This window comes from Photorhabdus antumapuensis (genome assembly GCF_020387775.1).
Taxonomy (GTDB): domain Bacteria; phylum Pseudomonadota; class Gammaproteobacteria; order Enterobacterales; family Enterobacteriaceae; genus Photorhabdus; species Photorhabdus antumapuensis.
In genome coordinates, this window is the sequence record NZ_JAHZMK010000014.1 from 36,880 (window position 1) to 50,996 (window position 14,117).

11 protein-coding genes, 1 tRNA gene and 1 CRISPR repeat array are annotated in these 14,117 nt (G+C 40.9%); of the genes, 5 read left to right on the forward strand and 7 right to left on the reverse strand.

From position 1 onward, the window contains the following. Positions 1 to 182: 182 nt before the first annotated feature. Together ompA and sulA are read right to left on the reverse strand one after the other, a co-directional pair. Positions 183 to 1,283, reverse strand: a complete 1,101-nt coding sequence (gene ompA / locus KZ793_RS04735) for a porin OmpA (RefSeq protein WP_225813969.1) — start codon at positions 1,281 to 1,283, stop codon at positions 183 to 185. 550 nt (positions 1,284 to 1,833) lie between these two features. Then, a complete protein-coding gene (sulA, locus tag KZ793_RS04740) occupies positions 1,834 to 2,388 on the reverse strand; it encodes an SOS-induced cell division inhibitor SulA (protein ID WP_225813970.1) in 555 nt (184 codons plus the stop codon). Between the two features lie 247 nt (positions 2,389 to 2,635). Here sulA and KZ793_RS04745 point away from each other — a divergent pair, with 247 nt between their 5' ends. Then, positions 2,636 to 3,238 carry a TfoX/Sxy family DNA transformation protein gene (locus KZ793_RS04745; protein WP_225813972.1) on the forward strand — a complete coding sequence of 201 codons (603 nt, stop codon included), beginning with the start codon at positions 2,636 to 2,638 and terminating at the stop codon, positions 3,236 to 3,238. A gap of 59 nt (positions 3,239 to 3,297) precedes the next feature. Here the strand turns inward: KZ793_RS04745 and yccS are convergent, their stop codons facing one another. Continuing rightward, positions 3,298 to 5,439 carry a YccS family putative transporter gene (gene yccS / locus KZ793_RS04750; RefSeq protein ID WP_225813974.1) on the reverse strand — a complete coding sequence of 714 codons (2,142 nt, stop codon included), beginning with the start codon at positions 5,437 to 5,439 and terminating at the stop codon, positions 3,298 to 3,300. Positions 5,440 to 5,557: 118 nt separating this feature from the next. Between yccS and helD the strand changes: the two genes are divergently transcribed. Then, positions 5,558 to 7,612 (forward strand): DNA helicase IV, encoded by a 2,055-nt coding sequence (gene helD / locus KZ793_RS04755; protein ID WP_225813976.1) that lies wholly within the window; start codon positions 5,558 to 5,560, stop codon positions 7,610 to 7,612. A 125-nt stretch (positions 7,613 to 7,737) separates the two neighbouring features. Here helD and mgsA read toward each other — a convergent pair whose 3' ends face one another. Continuing rightward, positions 7,738 to 8,196: a methylglyoxal synthase gene (mgsA, locus tag KZ793_RS04760; RefSeq protein WP_225813978.1), complete on the reverse strand. Its 459-nt coding sequence runs from the start codon at positions 8,194 to 8,196 to the stop codon at positions 7,738 to 7,740. Positions 8,197 to 8,319: 123 nt separating this feature from the next. Here mgsA and KZ793_RS04765 point away from each other — a divergent pair, with 123 nt between their 5' ends. Further along, positions 8,320 to 8,733 carry a CoA-binding protein gene (locus KZ793_RS04765; RefSeq protein WP_225813980.1) on the forward strand — a complete coding sequence of 138 codons (414 nt, stop codon included), beginning with the start codon at positions 8,320 to 8,322 and terminating at the stop codon, positions 8,731 to 8,733. Positions 8,734 to 9,162: 429 nt separating this feature from the next. Next, a CRISPR array of direct repeats spans positions 9,163 to 11,231; the repeat unit is 28 nt; unit sequence GTGCACTGCCGTACAGGCAGCTTAGAAA. A 68-nt stretch (positions 11,232 to 11,299) separates the two neighbouring features. Here the strand turns inward: KZ793_RS04765 and hspQ are convergent. Beyond that, on the reverse strand, positions 11,300 to 11,620 hold the full coding sequence (hspQ, locus tag KZ793_RS04770) for a heat shock protein HspQ (RefSeq protein WP_225813981.1): 321 nt from the start codon (positions 11,618 to 11,620) through the stop codon (positions 11,300 to 11,302). Between the two features lie 221 nt (positions 11,621 to 11,841). On the opposite strand from hspQ, the gene yccX reads away from it, so the two are divergent. After that, positions 11,842 to 12,120: an acylphosphatase gene (yccX, locus tag KZ793_RS04775; protein ID WP_225813982.1), complete on the forward strand. Its 279-nt coding sequence runs from the start codon at positions 11,842 to 11,844 to the stop codon at positions 12,118 to 12,120. Between the two features lie 13 nt (positions 12,121 to 12,133). Here yccX and tusE read toward each other — a convergent pair whose 3' ends face one another. Then, positions 12,134 to 12,463, reverse strand: coding sequence for a sulfurtransferase TusE (gene tusE / locus KZ793_RS04780; RefSeq protein WP_225813983.1), 330 nt, complete (start codon positions 12,461 to 12,463; stop codon positions 12,134 to 12,136). A gap of 184 nt (positions 12,464 to 12,647) precedes the next feature. Between tusE and KZ793_RS04785 the strand changes: the two genes are divergently transcribed. Next, a tRNA-Ser gene (locus tag KZ793_RS04785) sits at positions 12,648 to 12,735 on the forward strand. Between the two features lie 733 nt (positions 12,736 to 13,468). On the opposite strand, the gene KZ793_RS04790 is transcribed toward KZ793_RS04785, so the two are convergent. Next, positions 13,469 to 13,786, reverse strand: coding sequence for a hypothetical protein (locus KZ793_RS04790; protein WP_225813984.1), 318 nt, complete (start codon positions 13,784 to 13,786; stop codon positions 13,469 to 13,471). Positions 13,787 to 14,117: the final 331 nt, after the last annotated feature.

A 14,117-nucleotide genomic window follows, 5' to 3' on the forward strand; every position in this document is an offset into this window, starting at 1 on the left:
ACCCCGGTCACATAGTTATCTATGCTCCCGGGGATTCGCTCCCTTGCCGTCGCGATGCATCTTGAAATCCATAGGGTATATAAAATTTCACTATCGGTAAAAGAAAGCCCCATTTGACAATGGGGCTTTCTGAGCTTTTGATGATTAATTATAACCAAGAAAGGCTATTATTGAGCAGATTGTTATTGAGCAGATTGTGCTTGAGTAACAACCTCTTTAGTACCTTGAATTTCGATCTCTACGCGACGATCTGGTGCCAAGCAGTTGATTAAATTAGGTTTGTGAATCTTATCACAAGTAGAACCAGTGACTGGATTTGCTTTACCGTGACCTTCCGCGCTGATGCTGTCGGTAGGGATACCTTTAGATACCAAATAGTCAACTACGCTTTGAGCACGTTTCTGAGACAGTTTCTGATTGTAAACGTCTTTACCGATACGGTCGGTGTAGCCTAAAACCAGTACTTTGCCCTGATTTGGGTCGATATTTGCTAACTCAGTATAGAGTTGATCCAGATTGTGCTTACCTTCGGCTTTCAGCTCAGAACTTGCAAATTCGAACAGAACGTCAGAACGCAGGGTAAAACGTTTATTTTCAACAACGGGTGCTGGAGCAGGTGTTGGAGCAACAACCGGAGCCGGAGCAACAACTGGGGCTGCTGCTTCATCTTGGCCGAAGCGGTAAGAAACACCTACGCTCAACAAACCGTTATCAGGACGTGCACCTACTGAACCTGCATCACCGACATTGTTAACCCACTGGTAATCCAGACGAGTAGCCCAGTCTTTAGTTATCGCATACTCAACACCGATAGCGGCCAGTGGAGAAACACCGGTGTCATGATTTTTCAGATGAGTATTGGTTGTGCTGTAAGTTGCTTTGGAATCTGCCCGCCAAACCATACCACCCAGGCGAGTATAGATATCCAAGTCATCCATAATTGGATAGCTCAGTTTGGTTGCCAGTTGGAAACCGTGGGCTTTGAAGGCACCATTATTGACGCTGCCTTTGTAAGACATACGACCTAACCAGTCATAACCTATTTCAAAACCTAGGTACGGATTGGCTTGATAACCTAAGAAAGCACCTGCACCCAATTGGTTTTTGTGAGTAGGGCCATTACCGATTGCACTGGTATAGCCGTTACCGTAGAAATTTACGTCATGGTATTGGGACCAACCCAACTTACCACCGGTATACCAAGTGTTGTCTTTTGGAGCTGCTTGCGTTGCAGTTGTGAAAGCGGCCACTGCCACTGCTACCGCGATAGCTGTCTTTTTCATTTTAACGCCTCGTTATTATCATCACCCAATAGGCAATTGGCTTTGGGAGCCTTTTTACTTACTGCCTACCCCATTAGGCTATTTCATTTGCCATTCTTTGTAATAAAAGCAAACACTGAGTTGTGTTCAAATTCTTCGGTACCGTTATTGTGTGTACGCTTTGGAATTTTGCGCATTTCCGTGTTCACTATTTATCCATAAGAATGGCCTGCACTAATTTAATATCTACGAAGATAGGCTGTTGAGCCATATTGATTAAAAAACTCAGTTAGGAATACTGCACTTTCATAAAACCGATGGACCAAACAATACAAGGGTACTAAGTGCAGTAACCTTTAATGGTGTAAAGTCTACAACGAAGTTAAAAAGTTACAAGTGCCCCTTGATTAATAGAGTAAAAAATTTAAAAGATAATGTATGATTTCAGAAAAACTTTACTATTCTTTACAACTAATCTTACCTTAATTAATTGATTTTAACTGTGATTAGTGACTCTTGGTCTAAATTGGTTATTTTGTGTTATGAATATTGCAATAATTCTTAGTTTTGGTCAATGATAGTGAATGGAATGGATTTTTAGTAAATCTGATCGCGATTCAGCACGGTTGGTTTCTTTACTTACATCTTGTGGGCGCATAATAAAGCCCAGTGCATTACCTTTTTGTGCCGCAGTCTGTAATCTTACGGTATCTTTTTCCGATAACTTTGGTAACCAGCCAAGTACCACGCTGTAATTACCACTCGCTAATGCTCTTTCCATTGCTTCTACCGTTGTAATGGAGCTAATGTGATTTAATTGAATAATTTTATCTAGAGGTAATCCGGAGTTAATTAACCATTGGCGGCTCAATTTTTTATGTGGACTAACCCATAGCAACCAACGGGCTTCATTTCCTGATTGGCGTAACAAAGGTAGCAATATACGATTAATGACCGCTTGGTTATCGCTATATTGGTTATCACTATAAATCAATTCACTCACTATACCCTCTTTCACTATACCCTCTCTTTTGGCTGAATTATCTTGTGCAGGTGAAGAGGGGGATAGCCGCTTTTTGGTTGACTGATGTTTAGAAGGGTAAACCCAGGATGATTGAATGCCCATAATGAACCTCGCCACAATTAACTGTATTAATATACAGTATCTTCATATCAGGCTGAGATCAAGCCTATTTTTTCAAAGAACTTCGCAAATATTGACTGTAAATGGCTGTAAACTCATTTAACCATTGGCAGATAAAATTGGATTGCGTATGTTTTTAATTGCTTGTTCCTGTTATTTATTTTACTAATAATTGGGACAAATCTATGGATAAGAGATTTATTTGCACAAAACTCATGGAGTGATCTGTATGTTTTTGTCTGAGGTGCGTTTTACTCAACTCAAAAATGGTTTTTCTTCGTTTGGGGCATTGACAAGGAAGCCACAGTTCGGCGGTTACAGCCTGTTAGCTGATGGGATTATGTTCGCTATTATTGCTGATGGAGAATTATATTTAAGAGGAAATGGCCATGCTGAAGTATTATTTAAAGCCAGAGGAATGAAAAACTATATTTACTCGAAAAAAGGAGTGCCTGTAACTTTGCGTTATTACCAAGTTGTTGAGTCCCTTTGGCAAGATCAAGAGTTGTTATCTCAATATGCGTATTTGGCTTATCATTACTCATTTATTGAAATGGCAGGTAAAAAGAAGATGCCAGAGCGTTTGAAGGATTTGCCTAATCTTGGAATGTCTTTGGAACGTCAGTTATGGAAAGTCGGAATATGTAAAGTTGAAGATTTGCGGTTGTTAGGTGCGAAAGCCAGTTATTTAAAGCTGCATCAATATAAAAGAAATTCTAATGTTAGTTTATTACTTGCTTTGGCTGGTGCAATTGAAGGGTGCCATTCAGCCGTTTTACCGGTACAGATCCGTAATGATTTATTACTCTGGCACAAGGAATTGGCTTATTAGATCTTTATCGTGAACAGCTAAAGGAAGGGGCAGTTAACTGCCCCAGTATGTCAATCTGGTTATAATTGATTAATTTGTTTAATGATATTGACGATTTCAGGTAGCAATTCTATTAATAAACTGATTTGTTGCAATACCAGTTGTTCTTTACTATTTCTTTCTGTCGGAGCTTGCTCAATTCTTTTCACTATGTTGACAGGTATTTGCTTAATTCTATCATCGTCTATTAATATCGATTTTAATGCTGTATCGACATAACAAACAGCATCATTAAGAATATCCAGAATAGCTTTATTATCCAATTTATCTCGATGTGCTCCCAGCGCAGAGATGTAACTTAGCATGGTGTGATTTAGGCACAATAGCCGGAATGCTTTTTCTTGAGAAGTCTGGTCACTTTTCGGCTCGGCAGACATGTTTGAAATAACGGATACCAGTTCTGCATCACTATTATGGGCATCACGGCGGGCAATTCGATAGGTCAATCCATTATCTTTTCCCTGATAATATTGAACTAAAATAGCATCCAGGTAGCGACAGTTGGTGTTCATCGTCCGGTTTATCACTTGTGATAACTGGCGGAATCTCCAGTCTGGCCAAATGAAATTTACGGCTAACCAGGCGCTACCACAACCAATTAATGTATCAATGATTCTTGGTAATGCGACTTCAAAGCCTTCACCTAACAAATTGAAGCATAATAATACCAGTAATGTGATAAACAGGGTTGCATGTGCATATTGGGTGTTACGGAAGACGAAGAACAATACACCAGAAATGACAATTAACACCAGTTGCCCCTCAATAGATGGCACAAAGTAAAGGATTGGCAAGCCTATCAAGACGCCGGCAAGGGTTCCTATTATTCTCAGTGTCAAACGGCGGCGAGTAGCGCTGTAGTTGGGTTGGCAAACGAATAGACTGGTTAGTAAAATCCAATATCCATGTTGTAAGTCCAACAACTGGATCATGGTGTAGCCACTACATAGCAGAACAGACATACGGATTGCATGGCGGAACAGGGCTGATTGTGGGGTTAGGTGACGGTTGAGTCTTAGACAGATATCACGCCAGCCCGTCAAAGTTTCGTTGGATAGTTGAGTTTCATCTCTTCTGTCTTTGGAAAGATGGTATTGTCCAGAACTCATGCTTGCTAATTGTGCATCAATTGCGCGCAGGTTTTTTAGCAAATGACATAAGGCGGAAATCTTGAGGTTATGTTTCTGTTGTTTACTGAGTTGTTGTAGGGAACTTTCCAAATAGTTAAATGCACGTTCGATACGCGGATTGTGCTGGTATGGTTTGTGCCAAAGTATCGATTGAGCAATCTGTTCACATACACGGGCTTGCATAGAGAGAAGACGTTGAAAGCGGAACAGAATATCGTTGTAACGGAAAGTATGTAGTAGGCTCTGATATTGCACATGAGATGAACTTGCCCGTTCGTGAATATCTTGTGCAACAAAGTAATAATGCAGAGTGTGGTGGATTCCACGTTGGCTGCTATCGCCTTTCAGACGGGTCAGTAGGGAGGTTTTGGCTTGATTTAGCGTGTTAACTAAGACACTGTTTGCCATTGCCACATTAACGACGGATTGCTGGTATCCTTCTTCTATTATATCGGGATCAAACAGGTTAGCTTTAGCATCAAGGTAAACTGCGAGTTGTTGGTAACAACGTGCTAGATTGTCTTGTAATGGGCGAATAGGGAACAGTAAATGGCCCGTTAGGGTTAGCAGGTTATACCAGATTGCACCTGTCAGCAGTAATAGGGGTTGTTGATACCATAGTGGGAAAATAGACGAGCCAAGCATAGTATAAATTGCGATCAGCAACGCACCAAATGCAATCGTGGCATAACGTTGTCCGAGGGCTCCCAGTAAGATAAAACTGCAAGTGGATAACGCTAGTCCAATAGTAAAAAACCAGGGATAAGGGAACAGTAATTCAATAGAGGTTGAAGCGATAAAGAAAGAAATCAGCGTGATCACTAGATTACGTAGACGACCAGTCAGACGATCATCAAGATCAGCGAGTGCTGCGGCAACAACGCCCAAAGTCAATGAGATAGTTATTTTAGGCTCTTTATCCAGAAACCAAGGCACTAGTGTTGTTCCAGCCAAGGCTATTAGGATACGGTTATAATAGAGAAAATGACTGTTATAAAGAAAACGGCGCAGACCGGAGAAAACAGTTAGCACAAAATACCTCTGAGGTAATAATAACGGTCATAAATAACTATTATGATAAAAGGTTTATTAGTGATAAAAAACTCTTATAAGACATAATTCAACTATTTTTTAGGTATGGCGCTCGATAATGGAACTTAAAGCAACACAAATTGGTCAACGTCTTGCTCAGCATCCTTATAATCGGGTGCGTTTGCTGAATGCGGGTATTGAAGTCAGTGGTGAAAAGCATCAATACCTGATCCCATTTAACCAGTTAATTAATATTCAGTGCAAACGGGGTATCATCTGGGGTGAGCTAGAGTTTGAACTATCCGATGGACAAGCGGTTCGCCTTCACGGTACTGAATGGCAGCAAACTCAGCATTTTTACCATTATCTGCTTGGTGAATGGCAGAAATGGAGCCAGGAAATGAGTGATATTAGTGCTAATGTACTGACAGCTCAGGTTAGTGAAATCAACAGAATTGGACAACAGAATCGCTGGTTGAAAAAAGCTGATTTGTTCCAATTACAACAACAGATTCAAGCAACATTTCAGGCTTTACCATTGCCATTACAACGTCTGGAACAATTTGATCATTGCCGGGATGGGTATCAAATTTGTTTGCGTTGGCTTGAGAATGGCGAAAAGTGTGCTGAGAAAATCAATCTGCAATGGACAGAACGTATGTTGGAGCAACATCGTGACTTTTTTCAGCGGGTAGAAACATCTCCTTTAAACCTTTCTCAGCGTCTGGCTGTTATTAATGGTGAAAATTCAGTTCTGGTTCTTGCTGGCGCGGGTAGTGGAAAAACATCGGTGCTAGTAGCAAGAGCTGGTTGGTTATTACTTCACCAACAGGTGATTTCCGAACAGATATTACTGTTAGCTTTTAGTCATCAAGCCGTAAATGAGATGAATGAGAGGATTCAGACTCGTCTTGGTGTGAATGATATTAAAGTAAAAACATTTCATACTTTGGCGTTGCGTATCATTCAGAAAGGGAGCAATAAAGCGCCAAAAATCAGTGTGTTGGAAACGGATGGACAAAAAAGAAAAGATTTTCTGATTAAACACTGGCAACAACAATGCAGCGGGAAAAAAGCGCAGGCCAAAGGTTGGCGGGAATGGCTGACAGAAGAGTTGAGATGGGAAGTGCCGGAAGGTGAATTTTGGCACGATGAGCAGCTTGCTAACCATTTGTCAGATCGGCTTGAGCGTTGGTTGGGGTTGATGCGTATGCATGGTGGTAGTCAGAAAGCAATGATAGAGCAAGTTCAGGAAGAGTATCTAGATCGATTTCAAAAATGTATTCGCTTGATTGGGCCTTTATTAAAAGCGTGGAAATCTGAATTGAAAACAGAAGGTGCTGTTGATTACTCAGGGTTAATCCATCAGGCAGTGAATATTCTGGATAAAGGGCGGTTTATCAGCCCGTGGAAGCATATTTTGGTCGATGAGTTTCAGGATATTTCACCATTAGAGGCCAAATTGCTCACTACATTGCGAACCCAAAATAGCCAAAGCTGTCTGTTTGCCGTAGGGGATGATTGGCAGGCAATTTATCGTTTTAGTGGCGCTGAGCTGATGTTGACTACCGCATTTGCTAATTATTTTGGCAAAGGTGCTGAATGTGTACTGGATATCTCTTATCGGTTTAATGATAGGATTGGTAAGATTGCTAACGCGTTTGTGCAACAAAACCCAAATCAGTTAAGGAAGCCACTAAATGGTTTGACTAAAGGTAATAAAAAATCAATTGTTATCCTGCCAGAAGACCAGCTTGAACCTTTGTTGAATAAAATGAGTGGCTATGTCACTGAGCAGGAAACGATTTTATTGCTGGCGCGTTATCACTATTTAAAACCTGAATTACTGAAAAAAGCAGCAACTCGTTGGCCTAAATTGAAAATAGAGTTTATGACTGTCCATGCTTCCAAAGGGCAGCAAGCGGATTATGTGATTATTCTTGGTTTGCATCAGGGGCAAGATGGTTTTCCTGCACCAGCAAGGGAATCTGTGATGGAACAGGTTTTACTGCCACCGCCGGAGGATTTTTCGGATGCAGAGGAGCGTCGCCTTTTGTATGTAGCATTAACACGGGCGAAGAAGCAGGTGTGGTTGATGCAAGACAAGAAGAATCCGTCGGTGTTTGTACATCAGTTAGAGCAGTTAAGTGTGCCTGTTCAACGTAAACCTTAAAGTTTTGCGTTGACTGAAATATTCAGTGCTATCATGGGATACCTTTCCTGGAAATCCCACTCTGTTTTTTCTAAGTATCTGACTTGGAGAAAGTATGTAGTTACAGGTATATGTATTATAAAGACTTATTTCAGACGTTCATTCAAATAGTGTTGATAATCAGGCACTTGAATATCTACTGATTCAGAAAACAGAGGAGAACCAACAATAAAATCCGCAGATGTCAGATTGGTTGCAACGGGGATATTCCATACTGTAGCAAGGCGTAGCAGTGCTTTTACATCAGGATCATGAGGCACGGAATTAAGTGGGTCCCAGAAAAATATCAACACATCAATTTTCCCTTCTGAGATTAGAGAACCAATTTGTTGATCTCCCCCCATTGGGCCACTAAGCATATTGGTAACGGGTAATCCGGTTTCATTCTGAATCAGATTACCGGTTGTGCCGGTAGCGTATAAATGATGTTTCTTGAGTAAATTCTTATGTTTTTTGGACCAGGTTAATAGCGAAGTTTTACAGTGGTCATGTGCAATAAGCGCTATATTTTTAGCGGTTGCCATTGTGCGGGTTGTCAATTCCATGAGAATACCTTTGGTAATCGTTATTGTGTTTTTGATCGTAGTGAGCTCAATTGATAACAATGTTTATCATATACATTGATATAAATAAACAAAGTAAAAATATCGAATTTTAAGGAGGAGTAAATGAGTGACCAGAAAATTGCAGACATACTAAAACGAGTAAAAACTATCGCTCTGGTAGGTGCGAGTGAAAAAACGGCTCGTCCAAGTTATAAAGTTATGGCTTATTTATTGGAACAAGGCTATCAGGTGATTCCTGTCAGCCCGAAGCTTGCCGGGCAAACACTGCTTGGGCAACGAGTGTATGCACAACTGGCAGATATTCCACAGACTGTTGATATGGTTGATGTATTCCGTAATGCTGAAGCTGCATATGACATTGCGCAAGAAGCTATAGATATCGAAGCAAAAGTGCTCTGGTTGCAACTTGGTGTTATTAATGAGCAAGCAAAAGTGTTGGCAGAGGGATCAGGTCTGGATGTTGTTATGGATCGCTGCCCAAAAATTGAAATTCCAAGATTGGGGCTCGAAAAATAATATTTTCCAGCTTGTAATTATTTGGTTTTTAATCAGTGGATGAAGGGATCTTGGCACCAGTATCTAATACAAACTTAAGGCATTGGGTGAGAAACGGTGCCCGGGTTCCAAGTGTTCAAATAATGTTTGAGTTGGACATTTAGTTGAGTGTACTTTTCTAGACTTCTTATAAAATCTATTTTTACAGTTATTACAATATTTTAAGGAAAATTTAGTTGTTCTTATAGCGGCTAAATTTTGCCGGAATCTACATTTTTATTGCTATAAGATATGGTGCTTTTGCTGTACCTCAGTTTTGACCCTTTTTTATCATCAAAAAATAACATATTGATTTAAAATAAAAATAAAATATCTCCTGAAAAAAGGGTTTTTTCATTTTTTATCACTATATTCTTTGACAGTCAGCAACTTAAAGTTAATATGTAACTTGTGCACTGCCGTACAGGCAGCTTAGAAAGATCGGGGTAGCAATAATGGTTAAAGTACCAAGTGCACTGCCGTACAGGCAGCTTAGAAAATACGACTACTATGCAACAAGCATGATCCCGGGTGCACTGCCGTACAGGCAGCTTAGAAATGCTCCGTCGTTGCTAACTTTTGTTGCCATTGGTGCACTGCCGTACAGGCAGCTTAGAAAGACACTTGCATCAGATGTGCTGTTAATACGCAGTGCACTGCCGTACAGGCAGCTTAGAAAGAATTGGACAAATTAGAAACCCTGACTATTACGTGCACTGCCGTACAGGCAGCTTAGAAAGGTATCTGTATTTCAGCCTGGTGAAAAAACATGTGCACTGCCGTACAGGCAGCTTAGAAAATCTAGCACGGACAGAAAAGCTGCAATCTGTTGTGCACTGCCGTACAGGCAGCTTAGAAATGTTACGGGCAAAAAGCACTATTCAGGAGAGTGTGCACTGCCGTACAGGCAGCTTAGAAAGATGATAATGGAAATGAATTCGATGAGTTTTAGTGCACTGCCGTACAGGCAGCTTAGAAAGTTACCTTTAGATTCGGGTAATGAGGCATAGTGTGCACTGCCGTACAGGCAGCTTAGAAAAGCTATTTTGCGTGGCTCTTAAAACAACCCTGAGTGCACTGCCGTACAGGCAGCTTAGAAATTCAATAGTCATTTGCGATATACTGTCCAATCGTGCACTGCCGTACAGGCAGCTTAGAAATTGATGCAATTCACTGCCAAGAACGGAGTAGTGTGCACTGCCGTACAGGCAGCTTAGAAAATCCTGATCAATTGGCATGGCCAGGTCATCCCGTGCACTGCCGTACAGGCAGCGTAGAAATGCAATGCATTAGTTATCATTCAAACTGCGGTGTGCACTGCCGTACAGGCAGCTTAGAAAGATTTTATGTGCCGTATGACACGGTATATAGTGTGCACTGCCGTACAGGCAGCTTAGAAAGCTTGGATGATGCAGCCAGCCCCAGATTGGAAGTGCACTGCCGTACAGGCAGCTTAGAAAATATCCGCGCCGGGCAAAGGTACGCAGTCAGAGTGCACTGCCGTACAGGCAGCTTAGAAAACAATTATACAACATCCTTTAGAACAAACCTGGTGCACTGCCGTACAGGCAGCTTAGAAATCCTCCATTACGCCTGAGTTGGAATCATTAAAGTGCACTGCCGTACAGGCAGCTTAGAAAAATAAATAATGTAGTGTTAATTGGGATAATGAGTGCACTGCCGTACAGGCAGCTTAGAAATTCAACATCCAGCAGAGACAAGGGCCGTATTGGTGCACTGCCGTACAGGCAGCTTAGAAATTCACCAGCAACCCAAGATGATATATCACGCCGTGCACTGCCGTACAGGCAGCTTAGAAACTTCCGTGGCGGTATCGTTGAGCAGATGGGTTGTGCACTGCCGTACAGGCAGCTTAGAAAAAAAACCAAGGCGCAAGCATCAAGTAAAAAAGGTGCACTGCCGTACAGGCAGCTTAGAAAATGATTCATGCCGAAAGAATAACCCAAGAACAGTGCACTGCCGTACAGGCAGCTTAGAAATATTAAAAGCATTATTAAATGTAGAAAACCAGGTGCACTGCCGTACAGGCAGCTTAGAAATGCATGATATTGTCCTTTGTGATATCTATTACGTGCACTGCCGTACAGGCAGCTTAGAAAAACCCTAACTCATCACACTCGGCAATCCACATGTGCACTGCCGTACAGGCAGCTTAGAAAGTATGGGCTTTGCAAGTCGGGCGATTCACGATGTGCACTGCCGTACAGGCAGCTTAGAAATATACGGACAATAAAATCACTGACAACAATAAGTGCACTGCCGTACAGGCAGCTTAGAAAACAACTCTATAACTTCTCTCTTTTCTTTCATCGTGCACTGCCGTACAGGCAGCTTAGAAAAATGACCGATCGCTCCCTGAGTTTTACCTAGCGTGCACTGCCGTACAGGCAGCTTAGAAAAATGCGTTTGTTAATAGCACGGATAGCCATTTGTGCACTGCCGTACAGGCAGCTTAGAAAATCAGTTTTCCAGTCTCACTGCTATCCTTCTGGTGCACTGCCTTAGGTTGTTTAGGTATAAATGGTGGTTAATTGCGTAGTCTTGGGGCCAATAGTTGATGGCGGATGGATTCTGCCAGCTCATCTAGAGAAGGTTGCTCTGGATGTTCATCGGATGTTTCATAGGCTAATTGTGCTTCAGCCAGATAAGTATGTACAGGTTGACCGTTGTCATCTTCCATCACAACGTGATACCAGGGAGCGGAACGCAGGGTAGCATTGGATGCAATGTCATCCTTTTGGGGTTGTTCCAGAGAGTATTCCACATCAATATCCACGATGACTCCCAAATAACCCAGAAGTTTGTGACGTACTTGTTGGCCGATACCGAATTTGCTGGCGATAATCATAGTCACCTCCAAAGAAGTCTTGTCTTGACATTGATATAAGGGCAGTAAGGTGAATTACAAGAGCCGTACCCGGTAGTTGAAGTCATTTTTTGCTTTAAATTGCAAACGTGACTTCATGTATTTCAGGTTAGCTGTAGTAAATATAAAACACAACCAAGAGTCGCGTGCTTAACTATATATGTGAGCGATACCGCAAGGTGACTGGTTGATTAGGGGTAATTATGATTAAATATGGGGTAACAATTTATGTTTATGGCCGGGTTCAGGGAGTTGGATTTCGTTATCAAACTTTTCGTTGGGCGAAACTTAATAAGCTGACAGGTTATGTCTGTAATTTGCATGACGGTAGTGTTAAAATCGTAGCTTATGGTGATAGTGAACAACTAAATAAATTAACCCATTGGTTAGAACAGGGTGGTCCACTGGGAGCTCGAATAGATAACTTTTCATCTCAATCCTGCGCAGTGGAGGATGCTGTAGATTTTAATGTCCGCCACTGAGCTAGTTTATTGATTAGATACATTTTACCGGTTTTGGCAGACCGGCAATCTTAGTTGCCTGCTTTGCCGGCCCTTTGGGAAACAGACGGTAAAGGTAGCGGCTGTTGCCTTTTTCTTCGCCATACTTTTGTGCGATTGCTTTTACTAACATACGGATAGCCGGGGATGTATTAAACTCCTTATAAAATTCTCGGATAAAACGGATGACTTCCCAATGTTGTTCAGTCAAAGTGATTTCTTCCTGTTCGGCTAGGAGTAAAGCTATTGCTTCCTGCCAGTCACTACTGTTTTTCAGATAACCTTGCGCATCGGTTTCGATTTTTTGACCTTCGAATACCAGCATAATCATTAATAACCATCAAAGAAAAGTAGCCGTAATTTAGCAAAAATCACTTCCATACCCAAGGATGGTCTGTATATATGCGGAGAAAATAAGCCAATAACAGTGAGAAAGAGTAAATTTACGGCAATCGAACAATAGGGGGCTTTACATCTGTCCTAGTGCTGTTTATAGTGCACCCCATTGCGGAGGGGTGGCCGAGCGGCTTAAGGCAGCGGTCTTGAAAACCGCCGATGGGAAACCATCCGAGAGTTCGAATCTCTCCTCCTCCGCCAATTACACTTCTATTAACACTTCTTAAAGTCTACTTTTATCAATAAAATCAAAGAGATTGAAAAAATAAGTGTCCTAAAGACCCCTGACGTCTCCTAAAATCGATAGGAATTTGTGTATCGTTTTTCCTATACACATTGGCGAGATGATGAACTGGCAGGCATGGTTATACATCTACGATGCTGGCATAAGCCAATGCAGCTATCCTTGCTGATGCGTAATAGAATCTATACCCTTCATCTTTCAAGCTGCTGCTTTGTTGGCTGTTTTCACTCACCCCAGTCACANNCGAAATCTATTAGGTATAGTTATATTGATATCCGTTAGTTCTGTTCCTTTTTCGGATATTTTTTTGAACTATTTCCTTAGCAGCTTCAATTCTGAATTGAAGCTGCCTAGTTGTTTCCGTAGCTTCTGTATCTGCTTTTTGAGTGCATATTTCTATATCTATCTCTTTTGAATAGAAATTATATACACACTTAAAATTGTCATCTGTGTTTGTATCTTCTTTAAGGTATTTCTTAACTGAATCTCTTTTAACAATTTCCGATTCTTCAGTTAAAGACGCTTCTTTAGAACATCTATTCCTAATATCTTTAAGAGTTTTATAGTCTCTGTAAAAAGCCTTATAAATTTTTCCGTTCTAATACATTGGATAACAATTGCCGATATGATAAAACCGAATTCCTCACCTTTTAATGCCTTGTTTAGGGCAGGAAATGAAGGTCTTGCTTATTAATCCCAATCAGGATCAGATGTTAACACAATAAATTCAATTTCTGCGGGTTCGTTATTGCTGAGATTGATAGCTTCAACTTTATAATAGTAAATAAGGTTAGGAGGTGCTGGAAGCGTTCTTGTTTCTCCGGGCGGGATATCTATAGAAATATATTGATTATAATTCCCAGATGGAGGTGCCCAGTAATTTACAAGCCTAACTGGTGCTGGACCATTGTTTTTTATAATTGCATCATTGTGTATGAAAGGGATTACTACATTGCCTTTATTATAAATTTCAAAGGTCTGATTAGGGTTTATATATATTATTGCCATTTTATTGTTTCCTTATTGTTACGGTTACTTAACTACCTACATAGCAGGTAATTTATCGATGAGATTTAACTTAACACTTATATCAAACAGTTAAATATTGAATTTTATCAGTGATGTAAAAGGAATAAGGTAAACATAAAGGTGGTAAGCAGAATTTCTGCAATATAATTAACATTCAGTAAATTCTCATTATGTTGTGGTAAAGTGGTTAAATCCAATATCAGCTAAAATCTTATCCTAATTGGAGTAATTGTTGCACGTTATTCTTATAAATGAACAGCGAAGAGAACCCGGAACGTACACGTAGTACGTAAGGAGTGATTCGTTTCGT